Source organism: Haliea atlantica (assembly GCF_054779855.1).
Genome location: NZ_BAAGXL010000006.1, coordinates 89,784 through 110,401 on the forward strand (window position 1 = coordinate 89,784; position 20,618 = coordinate 110,401).

17 protein-coding genes are annotated in these 20,618 nt (G+C 62.9%); 3 read left to right on the forward strand and 14 right to left on the reverse strand.

The features are described 5' to 3' along the window. Positions 1 to 20: 20 nt before the first annotated feature. Positions 21 to 470 carry a regulatory protein RecX gene (locus tag ACYVGS_RS07070; RefSeq protein WP_460587967.1) on the forward strand — a complete coding sequence of 150 codons (450 nt, stop codon included), beginning with the start codon at positions 21 to 23 and terminating at the stop codon, positions 468 to 470. A 12-nt stretch (positions 471 to 482) separates the two neighbouring features. Here the strand turns inward: ACYVGS_RS07070 and ACYVGS_RS07075 are convergent, their stop codons facing one another. The 6 genes from ACYVGS_RS07075 to ACYVGS_RS07100 all read right to left on the reverse strand — a co-directional run bounded on the left by ACYVGS_RS07075 (position 483) and on the right by ACYVGS_RS07100 (position 8,823). Then, entirely contained in the window at positions 483 to 2,021 is a 1,539-nt protein-coding gene (locus ACYVGS_RS07075; protein ID WP_460587968.1) for an AbgT family transporter, read from the reverse strand. Between the two features lie 49 nt (positions 2,022 to 2,070). Beyond that, positions 2,071 to 2,496 carry a nuclear transport factor 2 family protein gene (locus ACYVGS_RS07080; protein ID WP_460587969.1) on the reverse strand — a complete coding sequence of 142 codons (426 nt, stop codon included), beginning with the start codon at positions 2,494 to 2,496 and terminating at the stop codon, positions 2,071 to 2,073. A 157-nt stretch (positions 2,497 to 2,653) separates the two neighbouring features. Continuing rightward, positions 2,654 to 3,841 (reverse strand): hydroxymethylglutaryl-CoA reductase, encoded by a 1,188-nt coding sequence (locus tag ACYVGS_RS07085; RefSeq protein WP_460587970.1) that lies wholly within the window; start codon positions 3,839 to 3,841, stop codon positions 2,654 to 2,656. 25 nt (positions 3,842 to 3,866) lie between these two features. Then, entirely contained in the window at positions 3,867 to 5,672 is a 1,806-nt protein-coding gene (gene recQ / locus ACYVGS_RS07090) for a DNA helicase RecQ (protein WP_460587971.1), read from the reverse strand. Between the two features lie 42 nt (positions 5,673 to 5,714). Continuing rightward, positions 5,715 to 7,184 (reverse strand): acyl-CoA carboxylase subunit beta, encoded by a 1,470-nt coding sequence (locus tag ACYVGS_RS07095; RefSeq protein ID WP_460587972.1) that lies wholly within the window; start codon positions 7,182 to 7,184, stop codon positions 5,715 to 5,717. A gap of 148 nt (positions 7,185 to 7,332) precedes the next feature. Next, entirely contained in the window at positions 7,333 to 8,823 is a 1,491-nt protein-coding gene (locus ACYVGS_RS07100) for a flavin-containing monooxygenase (protein ID WP_460587973.1), read from the reverse strand. Between the two features lie 139 nt (positions 8,824 to 8,962). On the opposite strand from ACYVGS_RS07100, the gene ACYVGS_RS07105 reads away from it, so the two are divergent. Both ACYVGS_RS07105 and ACYVGS_RS07110 read left to right on the forward strand, forming a co-directional pair. Further along, the gene (locus ACYVGS_RS07105) at positions 8,963 to 9,943 is read left to right on the forward strand and encodes a helix-turn-helix domain-containing protein (protein WP_460587974.1); all 981 of its coding nucleotides are present in this window, start codon (positions 8,963 to 8,965) and stop codon (positions 9,941 to 9,943) included. 189 nt (positions 9,944 to 10,132) lie between these two features. Next, positions 10,133 to 10,333: a cold-shock protein gene (locus ACYVGS_RS07110; protein ID WP_460587975.1), complete on the forward strand. Its 201-nt coding sequence runs from the start codon at positions 10,133 to 10,135 to the stop codon at positions 10,331 to 10,333. 126 nt (positions 10,334 to 10,459) lie between these two features. Here the strand turns inward: ACYVGS_RS07110 and ACYVGS_RS07115 are convergent, their stop codons facing one another. The 8 genes from ACYVGS_RS07115 to ACYVGS_RS07150 all read right to left on the reverse strand — a co-directional run bounded on the left by ACYVGS_RS07115 (position 10,460) and on the right by ACYVGS_RS07150 (position 20,498). Beyond that, entirely contained in the window at positions 10,460 to 11,602 is a 1,143-nt protein-coding gene (locus tag ACYVGS_RS07115; RefSeq protein ID WP_460587976.1) for a helix-turn-helix domain-containing protein, read from the reverse strand. Positions 11,603 to 11,755: 153 nt separating this feature from the next. Continuing rightward, complete coding sequence (locus ACYVGS_RS07120; protein WP_460587977.1) at positions 11,756 to 12,160, reverse strand: VanZ family protein; 405 nt, start codon at positions 12,158 to 12,160, stop codon at positions 11,756 to 11,758. A gap of 54 nt (positions 12,161 to 12,214) precedes the next feature. After that, positions 12,215 to 12,640 (reverse strand): H-NS histone family protein, encoded by a 426-nt coding sequence (locus ACYVGS_RS07125; RefSeq protein WP_460587978.1) that lies wholly within the window; start codon positions 12,638 to 12,640, stop codon positions 12,215 to 12,217. A 205-nt stretch (positions 12,641 to 12,845) separates the two neighbouring features. Then, complete coding sequence (locus tag ACYVGS_RS07130) at positions 12,846 to 13,778, reverse strand: Lrp/AsnC family transcriptional regulator (protein WP_460587979.1); 933 nt, start codon at positions 13,776 to 13,778, stop codon at positions 12,846 to 12,848. Positions 13,779 to 13,793: 15 nt separating this feature from the next. Then, on the reverse strand, positions 13,794 to 16,007 hold the full coding sequence (locus tag ACYVGS_RS07135; RefSeq protein ID WP_460587980.1) for a TonB-dependent receptor: 2,214 nt from the start codon (positions 16,005 to 16,007) through the stop codon (positions 13,794 to 13,796). 215 nt (positions 16,008 to 16,222) lie between these two features. Next, positions 16,223 to 17,431, reverse strand: coding sequence for a multidrug effflux MFS transporter (locus tag ACYVGS_RS07140; RefSeq protein WP_460587981.1), 1,209 nt, complete (start codon positions 17,429 to 17,431; stop codon positions 16,223 to 16,225). A gap of 110 nt (positions 17,432 to 17,541) precedes the next feature. Continuing rightward, entirely contained in the window at positions 17,542 to 18,246 is a 705-nt protein-coding gene (locus ACYVGS_RS07145; RefSeq protein WP_460587982.1) for a PAS domain-containing protein, read from the reverse strand. A gap of 137 nt (positions 18,247 to 18,383) precedes the next feature. Then, positions 18,384 to 20,498 (reverse strand): carboxy terminal-processing peptidase, encoded by a 2,115-nt coding sequence (locus ACYVGS_RS07150; protein WP_460587983.1) that lies wholly within the window; start codon positions 20,496 to 20,498, stop codon positions 18,384 to 18,386. Positions 20,499 to 20,618: the final 120 nt, after the last annotated feature.

Genomic DNA, 20,618 nt, shown 5'->3' on the forward strand with positions numbered 1-20,618 from the left:
GGCGACCCGAGCGAAACCGTATGCAGAACACCACTGACACCCGGGATTTGCGGCTCGCGGCAATGAACCTGCTGGCGCGCCGCGAGCATTCTCGCCTGGAACTGGCGCAGAAGCTGCGTCGTCGTTTCGGTGAGGGAGGGCTTCTGGACGAGGTGCTGGATGCCCTGGCGATGGAAGGTCTGCAGAGCGACGCGCGATTCGCCGAGAGTTTTCTCCGGCAGCGCGTGGAGCGCGGCTACGGTCCGCTGCGGGTACGCCAGGAGATGCGCGAGCGCGGGCTCGACGAGGGCGCAATCAATCAGGCCGAGCGGACGTTATCGCCCGACTGGGATGCCCTGGCGGAACAGGTGTATCAGCGCAAGTACGCCTCGAGCCCGGTGGGGGATAACCGGGAGAAGGCGCGCCGGGCTCGCTTCCTGCAGTCCCGGGGTTTTCATCACCAGAGTTTCCGGCATCTCCTCGATACCTGACCTGGCGCCACCTCAGCCCGCCGGGTAGCCATAGCTCGCCTGCAGGCCGAGGGGGATCCCCAGCCCCCAGTAGGCCAGCAGGAAGAGCGTCCAGATGACGATGAAGCTGAGGGTATAAGGCAGCATCATCGCGACCACGGTACCAATCCCCGTCTCCCGGACATAGCGTTGGCAATAGACCACCACCAGGGGGAAGTAGGGCATGAGTGGCGTAATGATGTTGGTCGTGGAATCGCCCACCCGGTAGGCGGCCTGTGTCAGGTCCGGTGAAATTCCCAGCTCCATCAGCATGGGCACCAGGATGGGTGCCAGCAGGGCCCATTTTGCCGAGGCGGAGCCCACGAAAAGATTCAGCAGGCCGGTCAGCAGCACCACCCCCGAGACTGTCAGGGCCGCCGGCAGGCCCATGGCCTGCAGCGACTGCGCACCGGTCAGTGCCAGCAGAATACCCAGGTTCGACTGGCTGAAGGCGTAGATGAACTGGGCGATAAAGAACATGATGACCAGGTAGTAGGCCATGGTCTGCATGGTCTTGCTCATCCCATCAATGACGTCCCGGCTGCTGCTGATGGTGCCCGCCATGACGCCGTAGACCACCCCCGGCAAGAGGAAGAAGAGAAAGATCAAGGGGACGATGGCCTCCATGAGGGGGGCACCGAACTCTGTCAGAGAACCGTTGCTGCCGCGCCAGGCGGAACCTTCGGGCAGGGCGCTGAGAAGTAGCAGGAGCAGGGAGCCGAGCATGGTCCAGAGGGCGGCGCGCAGGGCGCGTTGCTCCCGTGGGCCGGTCTCCGCCTGGAGGCTGCCCTCGGCTTCCTCCTCCTGATCAATTGCCGTGTGGCGCAGTCTCGGTTCGACGATACGGTCGGTAATCAGCCAGCCCGCGAGAATGATCAGCACAGAGGAGCTGGCGGTAAAGAAATAGTTGTTCAGCGGGTTGAGGCTGACTGCCGGGTCGAGGATCTGCGCGGCGGACTGGCTGATGCCCTGCAGCATGGGGTCGACTGCCGAGGGTACGAAGTTGGCGGCATAGCCCCCCGACACGCCGGCGAAGGCGGCGGCGATCCCGGCCAGGGGATGCCGTCCGGCGGCGTGGAAAATGATGCCGCCGAGGGGAATGACCAGGACATAGCCGGCGTCCGCTGCCGTGTGGCTGACAATGCCCACGCCGATGATCATCGGCGTCAGCAGCCAGTTTGCCGTGACACGCAGCATGGCGCGCAGGGCGGTATGGATAAAACCGCTGTGCTCGGCGACGCCGATCCCCAGCATGGCCACCAGCACCACACCGATCGGATGGAAGTGTGCAAAGGTCTGCACCATGTCGGCAAGAAAGGCCGTCATGGCCTCGGGCGCGAGCTGGTTGACCACGACCAGTGGCTGACCGGTGCGCGGGTCCGTCAGGTCATAGCTGAACAGGGAGAACAGCGCCGACAGCGCCCAGGTAATCACCAGCAGGGCTATGAACAGGACCGCCGGGTCCGGCAATCGGTTGCCCGCGCGTTCAATGAGCGAGAGCAGACGCTGGGAAGCTTTTGGGGGAGGGGTCATCGGGTCATCCGCCGGCCTTTAGCCGACGAGTGTACCGGGCTGGCCGCGCTCAGTCATCCAGGCTGTAGGGAGGGCGCATGCCGTTGCACAGCACCTCGGTGACCCGTTCGGTATCCATGTACTCGCGCAGGTGCAGCAGCTTGCCGTCGCGGAATTCGAAGAGAAAGTGGTAGTCGTTGCTGTAGGTCTTGCCGGAGACGTGTTCGCCCAGACTGCTGGCTTCCACGGCCACCTTGTCGCCCTCGGCGACCATGCTCTTGATGGTGAAAGTGATGCCGTCGGGGAATACCTGGAGGATGCCGCGGATGGCATCCGGGATGCCCGGGAAGTCAGTGACACCGGAAATGAGTGTCTCGCCCATGGTCTCGACGTCGCCGTCGGTGGCGTAGGCGGCAATCGCGGATTCCACCCGCCCGTGACTCAGATCGTCGAGAAACTGAGTGACGCGGGCCTTGTTGCTGTCTGCAGGTTCCATGTCTTGCTGCCTGGTACATCGCTGATCGTTCACCGATCTTAGACCGGCATCCGCGAGTGCCCCAGCGCTGCCGGTATAGCATGGCAACCATCAGGTGCCCGACCGAGAGTCGGGCCAGGCCTGGTTCAACTATGCAGTGTGCTCGCGTCCTGCGCGCTCAGCGATTGCGGCCCAGGCGCTCGTGGGCCTCGACCCATTCATTGCGCCCGGTGGCCTTGTCGACGCGCGTGGCCGCGCCCAGGGAGAGCTCGCCGGCGACCACCAGGCCGGCCGCAATCTCGGCCAGTTTCAGGGCCTTGCCCTTGCCGTGACAGCCGAGGATTTCAAGGCATTCCCGCTGGGTGGGCAGGTTGGTGCCACCGCCGTGGGTGGCGAGAATCAGTGCCGGCAGGGTCACGGAAAAGAAATAGTCACCGTCCCGGGTAACCCGCGTGTAGACCGTGCACTGGTTGGATTCGCCGATATTGGCGATGTCCTGTCCGGTGGCCAGGTAGAGCGCGGCCAGGCCATTGGCGGGGTGGGCGGCGTTGTTGGAGGAGTGGGTCAGGAAAGAGGCGATGGTGGTAATGCCCTGCCCGTAGTGCATGGCCTCCGGGGTGACCCGCAGATTGCGCTGGAGCACGTCGCGGGGCACGGTGATTTCGGCGGTGACGCGGCGGCCGCGGCCTTTCAGGGAGTTCACCGAGGAGGTGCGTTTCTCGGTATCGAAGTTCCCCGAGAGCAGGTAGTGGCGCATGTGCGGCACCTGCTGGCGGATCCACTCGCAGGCGGCGAAGGTGGCCCTGCTGGTCATGTTCTGGCCAGCGGCATCCCCGGTCGTGTAGTCGAAGCGGGTGAACACCATGTTGTGGGCGATATAGTGTTCGATTTCCTGGAGTTTCCCGATGGACGTGGTGGATTCCGCCACCTCCCGGATCGGCTCGAAGTTGGCCACCAGCCACTGCTCGAAGTCCCGCGCTTCGCGGGCATCGCGAAAAACGAAGCAGGGCGCGCGCTGCATGGCCTCGCCGCAGACCGTGGTGCGGACGCCGCCGCTTTCGCGAATCACTTTCATGCCGCGGTTGTAGCTGGCCAACATGGTGCCCTCGATGGTCGCCATTGGCACGTAGAACTCACCCTGGGCGTGCTCCCCGTCGACCAACAGCGGGCCGGCGAGGCCGACCGGTACCTGGACGACGCCAAACAGGTTCTCGATGTTGCCGGACATGTCTTGTGGGTCGAAGGAATAGCGCCGGGTGTGGTCGAGTCTCGCGCCGGTCTCCGCTTCGATGAACTCCTGGCGGCGGGCGATGATGTCGTGGCCGTAATCGTTCTGGTTGTCCCGGGGGATGCGTTTGTCGCTCACTTTATTGTTCTCCCGTGTGGCTGGGTTAATGAAGGCGATTCTGCAAATGTGAGTCTATCACCTGTAAAAATGCACTGGCGTACTTGTCACGCTTGTTCTGTCCGACGCCACTCAGCTCGCCGAAGGCCTGAATATCCCGGGGCAGACGCAGGCACATTTCCTGCAGCGTGCGATCGTGGAAGATGATGTAGGGTGGCTTGCCCTGTTCTTCGGCCAGTTGGCGCCGACACTCGCGCAGGGCCTCCCAGAGTTCGCTGTCCACGTCGAAGGCTTCGCCCGCGCTGCGGGTGCTACGCTGCCGCACCGGACGCTGGTCCCGGCGCAGCCACAATTCTTCTTCACCGCGCAGTAGCGGGCGGCAGGATTCGGCGAGGGTTAGCGCGCCATAGCGCTCCGGATCGCTGTCCAGCAGCCCGCGGGCGACCAATTGCCGGAATACCGAGCGCCACTGGTTGGCATCCAGCTTTTCCCCCACGCCGAAGGTAGGCAGCCGCTGGTGACCGAACTGGCGCACGCGCTCGTTTTCATTGCCGCGCAGGACGTCGATCAGGTGATTGACCCCAAACCGCTGCTCGGTGCGATACACCGCGCTCAGTGCCATGCGTGCGGCTTCGGTGCCGTCCCAGCTGTCGACCGGTTCGAGACAGGTGTCGCAGTTGCCGCAGGGGGAGGGCAGTGTGTCGCCGAAGTAGCGCAGCAGAACCTGGCGCCGGCAACCGGTGACCTCGCACAGACCAAGCATGGCATTCAGGCGCTGCTGCTCGGCCCGCTTGAAGGTATCGTTGCCTTCGGACGCGTCCAGCATCTGCCGCTGTTTCAGGACGTCCTGCAGGCCGTAGACCATCCAGGCATCCGCGGGCAGGCCATCCCGCCCGGCGCGGCCGGTTTCCTGGTAGTAGGCTTCGATGGTGCGCGGCAGGTCGAGGTGGGCGACAAAGCGCACATCGGGTTTGTCGATGCCCATGCCAAAGGCGATGGTCGCCACCATGACCACGGCCTCCTCGCGAAGGAAGCGCGCCTGGTGGGTGGCGCGCAGCGCCGCGGGTAGCCCGGCGTGGTAGGGCAGGGCGTGGAAGCCCTGGGCGCTCAACCACTGGGCGGTCTCCTCGACCTTGTTGCGCGAGAGGCAATAGACAATGCCGGAGTCCCGGGGGTGCTCTTCGCGCAGGAACTGCAGCAATTGCTGGCGCGGGTTCTGCTTGAGGGCAATCCGGTAGCGGATATTGGGGCGGTCGAAGCCGGCGATGAACTGGCCGGCCTCGTGCAGGTCGAGTCGCTGGATGATCTCCTCGCGGGTGCGCGCGTCGGCGGTCGCGGTCAGGGCCAGGCGGGGTATCTGCGGGAAGCGCTCATGCAGCAGGCTCAGCTGCAGGTAGTCGGCGCGAAAGTCGTGGCCCCAGCGCGAGACGCAGTGGGCTTCGTCGATTGCGAACAGGGCAATGCGCGCCCGCTCCAGCAGGAACAAGGTGCGCGGCTGCACCAGGCGCTCGGGGGCAATGTAGAGCAGGTCCAGCTCACCGGCGAGTAATGCGTCCTCCACCGCCCGGGCCGCCTGGGGCTCCAGGGTCGAGTTGAGGTAGGCTGCATTTACCCCCAGCTCCTGCAAGGCAATGACCTGGTCCTGCATCAGGGCGATCAGGGGTGACACCACCACGCCGCAGCCGGGGCGGACCAGTGCCGGCACTTGGTAACAGAGGGACTTGCCTCCCCCCGTGGGCATCAGAACCATGGCGTCGCCACCGTCGATCACGTGATCGACGATGGCTTCCTGCAGAGGCCGGAAGGCGTCGTAGCCGAAAACTGTCTGCAGTGTCTCCCGGGCGTCTCTCATGCGACCATTGTAACTCAGCCGACTGCGGCAACGGGCATCCAATCAGGTCGCAAGGGCTGCGATCAGTTCGTTGCGCAGTGCCGCGGGTTCCACGACACGGTCCACTGCCATGGCGTCGGCTGCCAGCCAGGCGCCGCTCTGCCGGGTTTGCATCGCCAGCGCCTCGTCGTCGTCCGCACCGCTGGCAGCCGCGCCACCCAGCGCGGGCACGCCCCCCAGGCTGATACCCGGCAATGCCAGCGTGACCAGCTGCTGATCCCAGGGGTTCATGCCCATCACCGAAGAGCCAAAACCAAAGGCTTTGCGCAGAACCACGACCACCTTGCGACCCCGGTAGCGGCGCTGGGCCTGGAACATCTCGCCCGCCGCACGCAGTACACCCGAGCGCTCGGCTTCCGGTCCGGGCATGACGCCCGGGTTGTCTACCAGGCTGACCAGGGGCAGGCCGAAGCGACTGGCCATGTCGATAAAGTGGCGAGCCTTGAGGGCGGCGTCCCGGGTGATGGCGCCGGCCTGGACTGCCGGCTGGTTGGCCACCAGCAGGCAGGGGCATCCACCGATCCGCGCCAGCGCCGTGACCAGTGTGCGGCCATAGTCCGGTTGCAGTTCGAACAGGGTGTGGCGGTCGACCAGCTCTCGCAACACCGCGCGCATGTCGTAGGGCAGGTCGACCCGCGGGGGTATCAGGCCTGCCAGGGCCTCGCAGCGGTAGGGCTGGGTGGTTTTACCCTGGGCTACTTCAGGAAGATCTGCCCCGCGGCGGGGTGGCAGCAGGCTGAGGAAATAGCGCGCCGTGGCAAAACAGTCGGCTTCGCTGGCGCAGAGATTGTGTGCCACGCCACTGTCGCGGGTATGCATGCGGGCGTCGCCCAGTTCGGCGGCGGTGGTGTCGATGCCCATGGCGGCCTTGACCAGTGGCGGGCCGGCGCTGAAAAGGGCACTGCCTTCCAGCATGATGACCAGGTCGGCGAACATCCCGGCCAGGGCGCCGTGGCCGGCGGAGGTGCCCAGTACTAGGGCGACGGTTGGCACCTGGCCCTGGAGATCGGCGAGCAGCTGCAGGTCGCCCGGTGCATGGGGGTAGCGCTCGCCCTGGTTGGAGGCGCGTTCCCCGGCGCCGTCGAGCAGCATCAGCAGGGGCAGACCCTGTTCCAGGGCGAGGCGTACCAGGCGCGCGCGTTTGGCGGCGTTGGGGTGTCCAATGCTGCCGCCCTGTACAGTGAAGTCCTCGGCGAAGAGCACCACCGGGTTGCCGTTGACACGGGCGGTCCCGCCCACCAGGGCGTCCGCCGCTACCGGCTCATGGCCCCCGGGATGCTGGCCGCCCGCGAGAGCCCCGTACTCGCAGAAGCTGTCCGGGTCACACAGGGCCGCGATCCGCTCCCGGGCGGTGTGGCGGCCGCGGGCGTGTTGCCGTGCAACACGCTCCTCGCCGCCCATCGCCTGTGCCCTGGCAGTGCGTTCTCGCCACGCCCCGAGCAGCCCTTCCCAGTCTTCCCGATAGTCATCCATGGCCTTGCTTCCACCTTGCGAATCCGCGGAGGAACATACGCAATGCGGACCCGCTGGGCAAGCAGGCCCGGTGACCGCAGCCGTGCCGGTGGGGCTACCTGGACTGGACTGTCGGGGGCGGGGCCCGCCGCTTGCGGGCCCCGGACCGTCAGGCGACTTGCGACTGGTCGTCGGCGGAGGGAGCGGGCAGGCCGAAGGCGGCCCAGTCCGGTTCCGCCATTTCACTGACGAAGCGCTCGAAGTTCCAGGGCCAGCTGGAGGGAATGCCCTCCTTGTCGAGATACCAGCTGGAACAGCCGCCCTTGAACCACACGGTGTTGCGGGCGGCCTCGACACGGGCCGCCTCGAAGGCCTCCGTGGCGGCGTGGGAGGGTGCCAGCGCATCGCAATCCCCTTGGCGCAGGCGCTCCAGCAGCTGGTCGATATAGATCCACTGGTTCTCGGCGATATCGATCAGGGAGAAGTTGCCCACCGGGCCATTGGGGCCGTTGAGCATGAACAGGTTGGGGAAGTCGGGCATGCTGATCGCCAGGTAGGCGCGGGGCTTGTCGGCCCAGTAGTCTTGCAGGGTGACCCCGCCGGCGCCGGTAATCTGCATGGGACGCATGAAGGCGTCGGCGTGGAAGCCGGTCGCATAGACGATCACGTCCAGTTCATGCAGTTCGCCGTCCCGGGTGCGGATGCCGTTTGCCTCGATCCGCTCGATACCGGTGGTGACCAGCTCGGCATTCGGATGCTGGATCGCTTCGTAGTAGTCCGGCGAGAATATCAGGCGTTTGCACAGCGGCGTGTGATCCGGGCGCAGGCGCTCGCGCAGTTCCGGGTCGCGAACGCTCTGCTCGAGATTGTCGACACAGGCCTTGATCATCTCCTGGGCCTCGGGAGAGTCCACATTGGTAACGGCCTGGGTGTAGGCCTCTACCGCCGCCATGTACTCGTCGTGATTCATCACCCGGTTGAGCACTTCCGGATCGCGGAAGGCGGCGCGCTCCTCTTCGCTGAACTCGCCGTTCTCCACCGGCATGATCCATTGCGGGGTGCGCTGGTAGTGCTCCAGGTGTGCCGCACGGCCGGCCAGGGCGGAAATGATCTGCACCCCGGTCGAGCCGTTGCCGATGACAGCGATCCGCTTGCCGTCGAGAGCCACGCTGTGGTCCCAGCGTGCGCTGTGGAAAAGGGCGCCGCGGAAATCGCCGGCGCCCGGGATGTCCGGGTAGCGGGGTTGGTGCAGCACACCGGTGGCGGCGATCAACACGTCGGCGCTATCGCTGTGCCCGCTCTTGAATTGCAGCTGCCATTTGCCGTCGCGCCACTCCGCGCTCTCGGCTTCTTCGTTGAAGCGGATCATGTCCAACACACCATATTTTGCCGCGGTGCGCTCGAAGTAGGACTGGATCTCGGGGCCGGGTGGCAGGTGTCGGGTCCAGTCGGGGTTGCGTTCAAAGCTGTAGGTATAAAAATGCGAGGGGACGTCGCAGGTCAGACCCGGGTAGGTGTTTTCACGCCAGGTACCGCCCACGCGATCCGCCTTTTCATAGATCACGGCATTGCGGTAGCCGCGTTTCTGCAGCTGAATGCCCGCCAGCATGCCCGCCATACCGGCACCGAGGACAACAACTTTGAGTTCACGAGTGGTCATGGCCAAACTGCTCCTGTGAATGAACGATCGGGATCCAGCTTAGTGGGGTGGACGCTGTCTGTCGTGACTGAAGTGTCAATAAAGCGTTACATTTGTGTCTGTTTTAGTCATTCTGTTCGTGCATTGCAGGAGTGTCTCCATGTCGGTCGCTGCCCTTAACACTGACTTGTTTCAGCCCCTGCGGCAGTTGCTGGAAAGCGAGTTGCAGGCCGCTGGTCTGGAGGTCAGTGTCACCGGTGATACCGCCAATGCCGCGGGCTTCATGCGCTGGTATCTGCGCGCCATCCAGGCACTGGAAGCCCATGTGGCCAGCGGCGATGAGCACGCGCCAATGGCGCGCCGCGAAGTCGAGCTGCAATGCCGCTGCGCGCTGACCGGCGCATCCCTGGCCGAGGCAGTCGAGCTGCTGGCCCGGTTTGCCGATCTGCTGTATCCCCGTGCCGGCCAGATCAGCCTGGAGCTGTCCGCTGATCAGGCCTTGTTCAAACTGGACTCTCTGCGCCGGCAGACCACCACGGCCAGCGACATGGTGGACATCACCGGGCTGTTTGCCTTTCACCAGTTGCTGCAATGGCTGGCGGGGCGTGAGCTGCCGCTGCGCCAGGTGCGCGCAGGTCCTACCCGTCGGGATGACGTGTTGCCCTTCCTCAAGCTGTTTCGCGCGCCCGTGTTATCGGGCGGGAGTGACTATGCCCTGGTTTTTGAACGCTCTGTGCTGGCCTGGCCGGTGGTGCGCACGGCCGCGGAGTTTCCGCGCTTCTTTGAACTGTTTCCCTGCGCGGTATTCCTTCCCACGCGGCACAGCCTGTCGGCCCAGGTTGCCATTCTGTTCTCCGCCATGCTGACCCGGGGCCAGCCACTGCCGACCCAGGCAGAGCTCGCCCGGGAGCTAGGCAAATCGGTGTCCGCCTTTCGTCAGCAGCTCCGACAGGAGGGTAGTGGTTTCAGGCAGTTGCGCGAGCGAGCCCTGGCCGAGGCGGCGGCAACCGGGCTTGCCCGGGGCCAGGATGTGGCGGCGGTAGCGGCTCAGCTGGGTTTTGCCGATGCGGGCAGTTTTCGCCGGGCATTCCGCCAATGGTACGGTTGCGCACCCCGGCAGTGGCAGGCAGAAAAAGCGTAAAAATAGCAATTGACGGTGGAGGCGGTCAGGGTATACTTGGTCTCAGCTTGATTGTTCTTGCGCTGATTGATACAGAACCAACTGGCAGCTTGTCAGATTACGTCCCCTGTTTCATAAGTCTTTGCACTACCAAGCTTTACCGCCTTCTGCGGAAGGCATCGTTATATTTTTGAAATACAGGACGCTATCATGGCAACTGGCACCGTAAAATGGTTCAACGAAACTAAAGGTTTCGGCTTCATCGCTCAGGAAAACGGCCCCGACGTATTCGCGCACTTCAGCGCGATCCAAGGTTCCGGCTTCAAGACTCTGGTTGAAGGCCAGCAAGTCGAGTTCAATGTGGTTCAAGGGCAGAAAGGCCCCCAGGCCGAGAACATTGTAGTGGTCTGAGCCGAGAGGCTTTGAACCCGAAAAACCCGGCGTGGTGACACGCCGGGTTTTTTTGTGGGCGAATGCCCGCAAGCGAGGGGCTGCCCGGCCCCACTGTGTAGCTTCAGCCCCACAGGGGCGGGGGAGCTAGTGTCCAGCCAGTTCCCGCGGCCCCTGGCGGGCCCCTCCATGAGCCCCTGCCGGCTCAGTTGGACTGGCGCCCGGTGCGATGCTCTCAAGCCAGCGACTCACCCGATGCGCATCCCGCCAGTAGGGAGCGTTCATTTCCCGCTGCCCTTCGTTCTGGTGGCTTCTGGCTGCCTCGACGGCCTGCTGTGGCGTGATGCCGTAATAGGCCTTGAAGTGACGCGCCAGGTTGGCGCGGCTGGAAAAGCCCCAGGTGTGGGCAAGGGCCTCCAGGAATCCCTTCTGTACCACGCCCATGCGGCTGATTTCCTGCATGCATCGTTGCAGGCGCTGACGCAGGATAAAGGTTGCGATACCGCCCTCCCGCTGGAATAAGCGGTACACCGTGGCGCGCGAGCAGTGAAACTGGCGGCAGAGGTGGTCCGCTCCCAGGTCGGGGTCCGAGAGGTGGCGCGAGAGGTATTGGCGCATATCCTCCAGGCGGTCGCGCTCGCGGTATTTGCTCTGCAGCAGTTCCCGGTCCCCCAGCAGCAGACCGTCGAGCAGGCCGGTGATCCCCGCCGCGTAGGCATCCGCTTCGCCCGCGCTCGCGGTCGCAAGACTCTTCAGTGTCTGTGTCAGGATGGGCACCAGCAGGCGGGCCTGGGGAGAATCGGGCTGCCAGGTGATGACCGGGTTGCGGCGGTACATGAGATGACTACCCCGCAGGAGGTAACGGGGGATGGATACGGCCATGACTTCGTAGGGTGTGGTCGTGATGTTGTAGGGAATGGCCCAGTCCTGCAGCACCAGTGTCCCCGGCGGCGACGAGAAGTGGTCAAAATCGCCGAAGATGCCCTGCTGGTGGCCAGCCAGTTGCAGTTTCAGGACCAGGCAGTCGCTGTCGCCGCGGCGGATATGCCGTGGGGTGCGCTGATAGTGGGTGGCGTCGCAGAGGGTGTGAGAGAACACCACGCCGTCGGTGTACCAGTTGCTGGTGCGGCCGCGAAAGCGCCAGTCCCGCTGCAGACTGTCCACCTGGGCACCGCAACGCGAGGCCTGTCGCCATACGTCAAGATGCAGTGCCTCCGGAATGTTTGCGGGATCAAAACACGTTTTTGCAACGGGCAGACCCGATGAATCCAGCAGGGAAAAACCGCGCACCTGAACCCCCTCTGAGTGCTCGGAGGCCAGGAGCGTGGGGCGCCCCTGGTGAGAAATCCTCCACCCGGCATGCTATCAGCCGGGGCGCGGATTACCTCGCAAGGGGTGTTTGGCTGCGTCCAGCTTTATGGGTTAAGCTGGAAGGTTGGATTTTTACCCTCGGAAGCTTTGTAGCCGGCATCCGATGGCGATGCCCATGCTGGCACCGAGTGTGTTTGCCAGCATGTCACTGAACTCGAAGCTGCGCCCGGGCAGTGCGATATGCAGCAGCTCGGTAATCGTCCCGGCAAGCAGTAGAAGGCCCCAGGGGCGAACCCACTGACGTCCGCGCAGTCGCCAGCCCTTTACCAGCAGCAATCCGCACAGTGTGAACAGCGAGCCATGTACCAGCTTGTCGGTAGGCAGATTGTTCAGGGCCAGAGAGGAGCGGCTACCCCAGGGCCAGAGTGCGCGCAGCAGGTCCTGCAACGCCTCCACACAGTTACCCGGCAGCAGCAACAACAGCAGTGTCGTGCCCAGGCTGATGGCGAACAGCAGGCGATAATGTGTCAGTGTCATGTAGGGGAACTATTGCAAACATCGGCCACCCCGGGTCCGGGGTGGCCAGAAACATCAGGATTGAATTTCGCAGCTTTCCCGGCTGTTGCCGGCATCGAAGTATTCCTGAAAAACCCGAGGGGTCCGCCCGCGTCCGGACCACAGGTGTTCCTTGCCATCAATGACCAGACGATAGCGCGGAGGAACCTTGCCCATTTTCCGTCCGGCTTTTGCACCCTTGGCTTTGCCGCGGGTCTTTTTGGTTTTTTTCAGGTCTTCGGGTTTCAGGCCGGTATCCGCGAGCAGGTTGTTGATTTTGTCGATTGTGGCCAGACGTTCCTGCTCCAGCTTTTTCTCTTCCTTGGCCTTTTCTGCTTCAAGAGCTTCATTCAGCGACTTGATCAGCTTTTCCAGCTCTGCAAAAGGCAGTTTTCTGGCTTCGGCCTTGGCCCGGGTCTTGGATTTTGCGAACTCCTGAAGTGCAGAGGGCTTACCCTTCATGCAGATCTCCTTTTTCATTCATTGTTGGAAAGTCGCATTATATGGATTTTCCGCTTGTTTATGCAAAGTGATTTGTTTTCCGGGAAAATTTGCCGGATGAAACGTCAATGGAATACTGAAAGTGAAGATAATAAATAAATCCGTGGCAGCAGGGTATTTTAGGGCGCTATTGCGGGCAATTCGTCCGTTGGCTGCCAAAGCTTTATTAAATAATAAACCCAAGTTCGAGCTGGTGAATAACCTGATCCAGACAATGTGAGGGGCGTGTGCTGAGTATGCCCGGTATCGGTATGATGCGTTCGTGCAGAACCCGTGTCAGGGTTTCCAGGTTGTCGACATTGATCGTGCAGAAAATATTGTGTCGCCCCAGGGCCGTTGTCACAAAACTCACTGAATCGATTTCTGCCAGCGCCTGACAGACTGCCGTTGCATCACCGCTTTTGACATCGATGCCCACGAAGGCGGCAATATCCTTTTGCCCGAGGGGTTTCCAGACATGCTCAAAGTTAAGTTGTTTATTTTTTTGCATGCGGGCGAGGCGGTTTCGGACCGCCGTTTCGGAAATACCGATCTCGGCGGCAATCGCCCGGTTGCTTTTGCGGGCGGTATGGCGCAGGGACTGGATAATCTGGCGGTCGAGAGCATCGAGCAGAGAAGGCCTGGATTTAGGGGACACCCTGGCCGGGTCCAGAACACCGCTGCGAAACTTCCAGACATCCAGTGACAGCGCCGCCTCGAGGCTGGCGATGCCATCAATAGCTGGCAGGGTTTCTGCCAGCAGGTGACTGGCTTCCTCGCGATCGCGAGCGGCGGCAACCAGTTCGATATCCTGGGTGCCCAGGGTGACATTCGCGGTCAGAGCCCCCGGAATTTCGCCGAGCCGCTCGGCGACCCGGTAGGGTGACAGCTGCTTCACCCGAATACCAATAATCAGCAGGTATTCGTAGCCCGCTGCGCGCAGGTCCACGAGGGGGGAAAGAGTGATAATCTGCTCCCCCTGTAGTCTGTCCAGCCGCCGTTTTACTGTCGCCGGGGTTGCGCTCACGGCTTCGGCTATCGCCTGTGTGGGGCGTCGAATATTGCCCTCAAGGGCGGCAATGATAGCCTGGTCGAGTGCGTCGAGTGTTCCTTTCAGCATGTTTTGCACCTGCGCTCAGGCCTGAAAACGATAACGCAGACTCAGGGTCCAGGTGCGCGGCCGGTTATAACTGCCCTCGAAATAGCCGAAGAAACCGCTGCCGTCGAAACCAGAATTGAGAACGCGCTTGTCGCCCAGGTTGGTGCCTATGAGCGACATTTCCCAGCGGCGGTCCGGTGTGTCGTAAATGATGCCTGCCCCTAGCAGGGAATGACCTGGCACCTGCAGCACTTCACTGTTTACCGCATTCAGGTAGTATTCGGCGGTGTAGCGAATATCGCCGCGGAAAGTAAGCGCACCGTACTCGCCGAGAGACTGCTGATAATCAATCGCAAGGTTGGCCGTCCACTCTGGCGTATGTTTGAGTTCGGTATCGGTAAAATCTCCGGTGATATCGACCCAGCCCTCGGAGTCATCCCGCAGGTATCCAATGCCGCTGTGCACCCGCAGTGTTTCCATCGGCAACCAGGTGGCCTCCAGCTCAACCCCTTCGATAGAGGCTTCGGAGGCATTTTCCACGGCTACGGAACCGGCACGGGTAATCAGTACCTGGATATCTTCGTAGTCGTTGTAAAAGGCCGCCGCATTGAGTCGCAGGCGCCGGTCCAGCCACTCGCTTTTGATGCCCGCTTCATAACCGGTGAGGATTTCCGGTTCGTACTCCTGGAGGTCGGCGGCACTGCCAAAGGCGCGACCGTTGTAGCCGCCGCTGCGAAAGCCGCGACTGACATGGGCGTAGAGCATCACGTCCTGGTTCCATTGCCAGGAAAGCCCGGCCTTTGGCGAGGTATTGGACCAGTCCTGACTGCAATCAAACCAGGCTGTTGGGCGATCAAAGAGACAGCTTCCGACAGGCTCGCCGGGCTGAAAGAAAACATGGGGCACACCAAAATCGGTGTTGCTGATGCCCTGGGTGAAGTCCTTTTCCTCGCGCGTATAGCGAATGCCGGCAAACAGGTCCAGGCTGGGCGTGAGGCTGTAGGTGGCGTGGGCGTAGGCAGCCTGGCTGGTGGTTTTCTGACGGTTGTCGAAGCTGACGGAGGTTCCCAGGCCCTGGATAATGATCAGGTCGGTGAGATCGCGGGTGTCCTCCTCGAAATAGTAGAGCCCGCCAACCCATTCCCAGTTGCCATGGCTGCCGAGAAACTGCAATTCCTGGCTCCACTGTTCGTGGTCCTGGTCGTGGTAGTCGCCATTGTAGTTGAGCAGGCTGTTGTCACCGTCGCGACCGAACTGGGCATCCACCTCCCGCCAGGCGGTAATCGATTTGAGTTCCAGTTGATCGCTCAGTTGCCAGCGGTTGGTCCAGTTCAGACCCAGGCCTTTGACATCGTCTTCCGGCAGCGGCCCGCCGGCACCGGAACGGTCGATGTCGCGGTTGGGGGTGCAGCAGGGGGTATCGGGGTTGAGCAGGTTCCAGAGGTCACCAAAGGTGGTGCCGTCCTGCCAGGTCAGCATGACGTTGGGGTAACCGGTCTGGTCCTGCCGGTGCCAGTCGGCGGTCAGGGTGGAGTCGAAGGTTTCACTCGGCGTCCAGGCCAGGGAGACCCGGCCGGTCGCCAGATCGACATCACCGGCATCGTCGCCCGGTCGCCGCTGCCAGCCATCGGCCTCGCGCTGCAGGAATGAGGCGCTGGCGGCGAGTGTGTCGGAAATCGCCGTCTGGCCGTACAGGGAGACGCCCCAGAGGTCGCGAGAGCCGGTGCTGAGCTTGATCTCCGCTTCGGTTTCGCCGGTGGGGCGCCGGGTGATCACGTTGATGGCGCCGCCGATGCTGTTTTTGCCAAACAGTGTGCCCTGGGGGCCGCGCAGGACTTCAATACGCTCGACATCGGAGAGCTCCAGGTTGGCGCCAAAGGCCCGGGACAGGTAGACCCCATCGAGGTAGACGCCAACGGCGGGGTCGGTGGTCAGGATGAAATCAAACTCCCCGACGCCCCGGAGAAAGGCATTGACCGTTGAACTACCGCCGCCGGTGCCGACGGTAAAGCTGAGATTGGGAGTCTGTCTTTCGATGGCGGTGAGCTGCTGCATCCCGGACTGGATAAGCGTTTCCCGGCTCAGGGCGGTCACCGAGACGGGCGTGTCCTGGAGACTTTCGCTGCGTTTGCGCGCAGTGACGACTACCTCTTCCAGCGCGCCCGCGGCCAGAACTGGTGCCTGTGTATCGAGAATGGCGAGAGTCAGCGCGCACAGAGTGGCGCCCTTGATCCGGGTCAGGTTATACATGGTAGTACCCCGCTGTTATCACTTTTTTATAATGAGAGCTGCTGCTTGTATTTGCATTTTATTATGAGGCACACCCAAAGGGCGGGCCTTTGCGGTGGAGTTTCCCCGCCAGCTGCGCAAAATGCAAGCTCCCGCGATCAGTTGATTTCCGCGGATGCCCGCTCCAGCGGTGATGCCATTCGGCCCGGTAGAGAATCGCTGGGGTTGTGGGGCACTCAGGCGGTGGGTGGCTCGGGGTCACCCTGCTGCCCGTTACGCAGGGACCAAAGCAGAAAGATACCTCCCGCAAAACCGCACGCGGCAATGCACAGCGACACCGACAGCAGGGTGTGGGGGAGCAGTGTGGTCAGCCCGGAAAGGAGGCCCCCGATGCCGAACTGCGTCGTGCCCATCAGGGCCGCGGCCGTGCCGCTGTGCTGGGGGAAGTGTTCCAGGTAGCAGGCCTGATTGTTGGGGCTGATGGCCCCCAGCGTGCCGGCGTAGAGCATCATGGCGGGCAGGAACCACTCCAGGGGACCGTTGCTGGCAGCCACGGCCACCAGGACCACGGCGCCGAGCAGCTGGATAACCGTGGCACCCTGGAGAATGCGCAGTGGAGAAAACCAGTTGAGCAGGAAACGGTTGCCCAGGTTGAACGCGAACATGCTGACGATATTGCAGGCAAACAGCAGTGCAAAGACCTGCTCCGAGACGCCGTAATGCATTTGGTAGATGTAGGACGCGTAGGTGACGAAGACGATCAGGCCGGCAAAGGCCGAGGTCTGCCAGCCGATAAACGGCAAGGCCTGGTGGTTGCGCAGTACTTCTCGGTAGCGTCGCAACATGCTGCCGGGGGTGGATACCTCGCGCGGGCGCTGTGGACCCCGGAATACCGTCACGGCCAGCAGGGGTTGCAGGGCGAGGGCATAGAGGCCGAGAAAGGCAAAGACGATTTCCCAACCGCCGAACTGCAGCAGCAGGCTGCCGATGCTGGGTGCGATGGCGGGTGCCACGATGGCGACCAGGCCAATCATCGAAAACAGCTTGGCGGCCTGCCGACCGTGCACCCGGTCGCGGACCAGTGCCGGTATGGAAACCGCAGCCCAGCCAGCCCCAAAGGCCTGCAGCACCCGTCCGGTCAACAGTCCTGCCAGGGTGTCGATGGTCGTGAGCAGAAGGCTCGAGGCCGAGAAGGCCAACAGTCCGATGACCAGGATTCGGCGTCGGCCGAAATGATCCGAGAGCGCGCCACCCACCAGCTGGCCCACGGCAAAGGAGGCCATATAGACCGAAATGCTCAGCGCGATGGCGTGTATTTCGACCCCGAGGCTTTCGGCGAGCAGGGGGAAGGCCGGCAGATAGGTGTCGATAGCAAAGGGGCCGAGCATCATGGTGAAGCCGAGGGCGAACACCATGGACAGCGGGACAGGGGTTTCCCGGTGCATGAAGATCCTGTGGTGATGGTGTGGAGGGGGCGGGGGGCGCCCGCGATGCCAGCTGGCAAGTCAGCCCGATATTATAGGGCCTGGCCCGGTTTATTGCACGGCGGGACGGCTCAATTGGGTGGGGCGTCGTGCAGCGGAAAGCCCGGCAGGTTGGCGCAGAGGACGGGGAAAATGTTTTGCCGGGCCGGAACCACTTCCTCCACGTACGTGCGATAAATGGCGGCGCGCATCTCGCTGGCGGTATTGAAACCGTTGGACTCGGCCAGCTTGTCGAGGACAGTGCGTACCCGCGAGGTGCTGGTGTGGTGGTGGGTGGCCAGCTGTTGCAGGGTGTCGCCGCTGATGAAATCCTCGAGCAGGCGCAGGTGATCAAAAGTCCAGCGGCCACCGCTGGCGGTGACGATGGTGCCATCGCGTTCCGCCCGGACCATGCCGCGGCTGAAAGGGTCCTCGACATTGGCGGTGTAGACGACAAAACCCCGGTCGAGCTTGATCATGTTGCAGATGCCGCGAAACAGGCGCCCGGAGCTGCTCAGCAGCCAGATCCACAGGGTGGCGTTCCCCGCTGACCGCGAGGCTTGCTCAAGCAGGTGCACCAGGCCCTCATTGGAAGGCTTGTACCCGATCCGCCAGCTTTCGGGAAGGTGGGACAGCATCTGCTCGCGCGTGCCCAGTTCCGCCAGCACCTGTCCCCGGGCTTCCTGCTCGTGTACACCAAACATCTGCAGTGCCGCAGGCGACATGGAGACGATCCGTGCCTGCTCATCCAGTCGAATGACCGGGAGGACCTCGGCAATGCCTTCAACCCAATCCATCAAGCACCATCTTAAGGTCACAACTCATCCTGCGCATCTTACGCAAAAATGAACGCCTGTCGCCTTAGTAATAGTACTTATGCGTTAATTATGAGACGCGATGTGTCCTTGGTTGAGACAAATTGCAGTCCCTCGGGTCAGCGGGCCTCGCTGATGCCATTGCGCTGGGCGTAGGCCTGGCGCTCCATCAGCATGACATCCGCGAGAATATTGCCGGCTTCGGTCAGCAATACGTCGGACTCGACGTCTTCACCCTCGTCCCGTTCATCCGCGGCGGCACTTTCTTCTTCAGGGTCGGCCTCGAGCTCTGTCAACAAGGGCTCGCCGCGGGCCTTGCGCAGGCGGTTCTCGATGGCCAGTGCCCGCTCTTCCTGCTCGTCGCGCAGCGCCAGGCGCTCCGCCAGATTGAGGGGGAGGGCCTGCAAGTCGCGGGTGTCCTCGGCCAGGGCGACCTGCTCCTGCAGGTAGCGCAAGTCGGGGTTGTCGCTGCTGCGCGTCTCGAACATTTCCCGCAGTTTCGGCGCCATGCTGCGAACATTGCCGTAGCGGCGGTGGCGGACCGGATTGATCTGATCCCAGGGCAGAGCGTGCTCGAGAGCGCTTTCACCAATCTCCTCCGGGTCAAACAGGGACGGGAAGACCACGTCCGGCACTACCCCCCGGTGCTGGGTGCTCTCGCCGGAGATCCGATAGAACTTGGACTCCGTCAGCTTCAGCTGGCCTTCGGTCAGGGGAATCATGGTCTGCACCGTACCCTTGCCAAAGGAGCGGTCGCCGACGACAACACCCCGCTCGTAGTCCTGGATGGCGCCGGCAAAGATTTCCGAGGCCGAGGCACTGAGTCGGTTGATGATGACCGCGAGCGGGCCGTCGTAATAGGGGCTGCGCAGGCGTTTGCCATCGCGCCACACGCGCCGCGAAGCATGACGGATCTGCACGGTGGGGCCATACTCGATGAACAGGCCGGTGAGTTCGTTGGCTTCCTGCAGGGAGCCGCCACCGTTGTGGCGCAGGTCCACGATGAGCCCGTCGATGCCCTCGGCTTCCAGCTCATCCAGCAGGCGACGCACATCGCGGGTGGTGCTGCGGTAATCATCGTCGCCGCGGCGCATTGCCTCGAAGTCGATGTAGAACGCGGGGATGTCGATCACGCCCAGGCGCAGCGTGTCACCGTCGGCACCGGGGACTTCGATAATCTCCTTCTGCGCGGACTGCTCCTCCAGCTTGACTTCGTTGCGAACGATGGTGATGTCGCGGCGCACATCGGCGGTAGCACCGGCGGGAATCACCTGCAGGCGCACGGTCGAGCCCTTGGGCCCGCGGATCAGCTCCACCACTTCATCCAGACGCCAGCCGATGACGTCCTCGAATTCACCGCCTTCACCCTGGGCCACCGCGACGATCCGGTCCGAGGGGCGCAGCTCGCCCTGCTTGTCCGCGGGACCAGCCGCGACCAGGCGGGCTACCCGGGTGTATTCGTCCTCGAGCTGGAGCACGGCGCCAATGCCCTCCAGTGACAGGCTCATGTTGATGTTGAAGTTTTCCGAGCGGCGCGGTGACAGATAATTGGTGTGTGGATCGTAGAGCTCCGTCAGGGCGTTGGCGTAGACCTGAAAGACATCCTGGCTGTTGTACTGCTGTACGCGCTTGAGCTGGTTGCGATAGCGTTTTTCCAGGGTCGGCACGATTTCCTCTTCGGGCTTTTCCGCCAGGCGCAGGCTCAGTACCTGGTTCTTCAGGTGCAGCCGCCAGCGCTCGTCGAGTTCGGCGCCGTTACTGGCCCAATCGCGGGCCTCGTCGTCCAGCACATAGTTTTCGTCGATGCTGAAATCCATGGCCGCGACCTGGGCGGGAAGTGCGTCGAGAACCGACTGCAGGCGCGCCTCGAGCCGCTCCTGGAAACGGTTGAAGATGGTGAAGCCCGCATCCAGCTGCCCGGCATGCAGGTCATCGTCCATGGCCAGGCGGTACTCCTCGAAACTCTCCAGGTCGCTCCGGATGAAGAACATCTTGCCGGGGTCCAGTGCGTCGATGTAGTTGTCCAGGTGCCGGGACGACAGCTCGTCGTCGTAGATCAGCTGTGCGTAGTGGCGCTCCTCCAGCTGCTCGATCATTTCGACAATGGTCTGCCGCTGGCTTTCGGTGTGTTCAATGGCCGCCTGCAGCAGGCTCGCGGGGAGCAGGAGCGCCAGGGACAGCAGGAGCGCACAGGGGCGCGCGGACGCGCGAATGACGCGAGCGAATTGGGTCATGTTATGGTCTACCTCCGCACCAGGATCGGCTAGTGTAGCGCCGTCCGTGGTCAGTTCAAACCGGGCCGTTCCTGGCCCGGATCGGGTGTTCGGCGAGGGGGCGCCATCCTGTGGCGATGC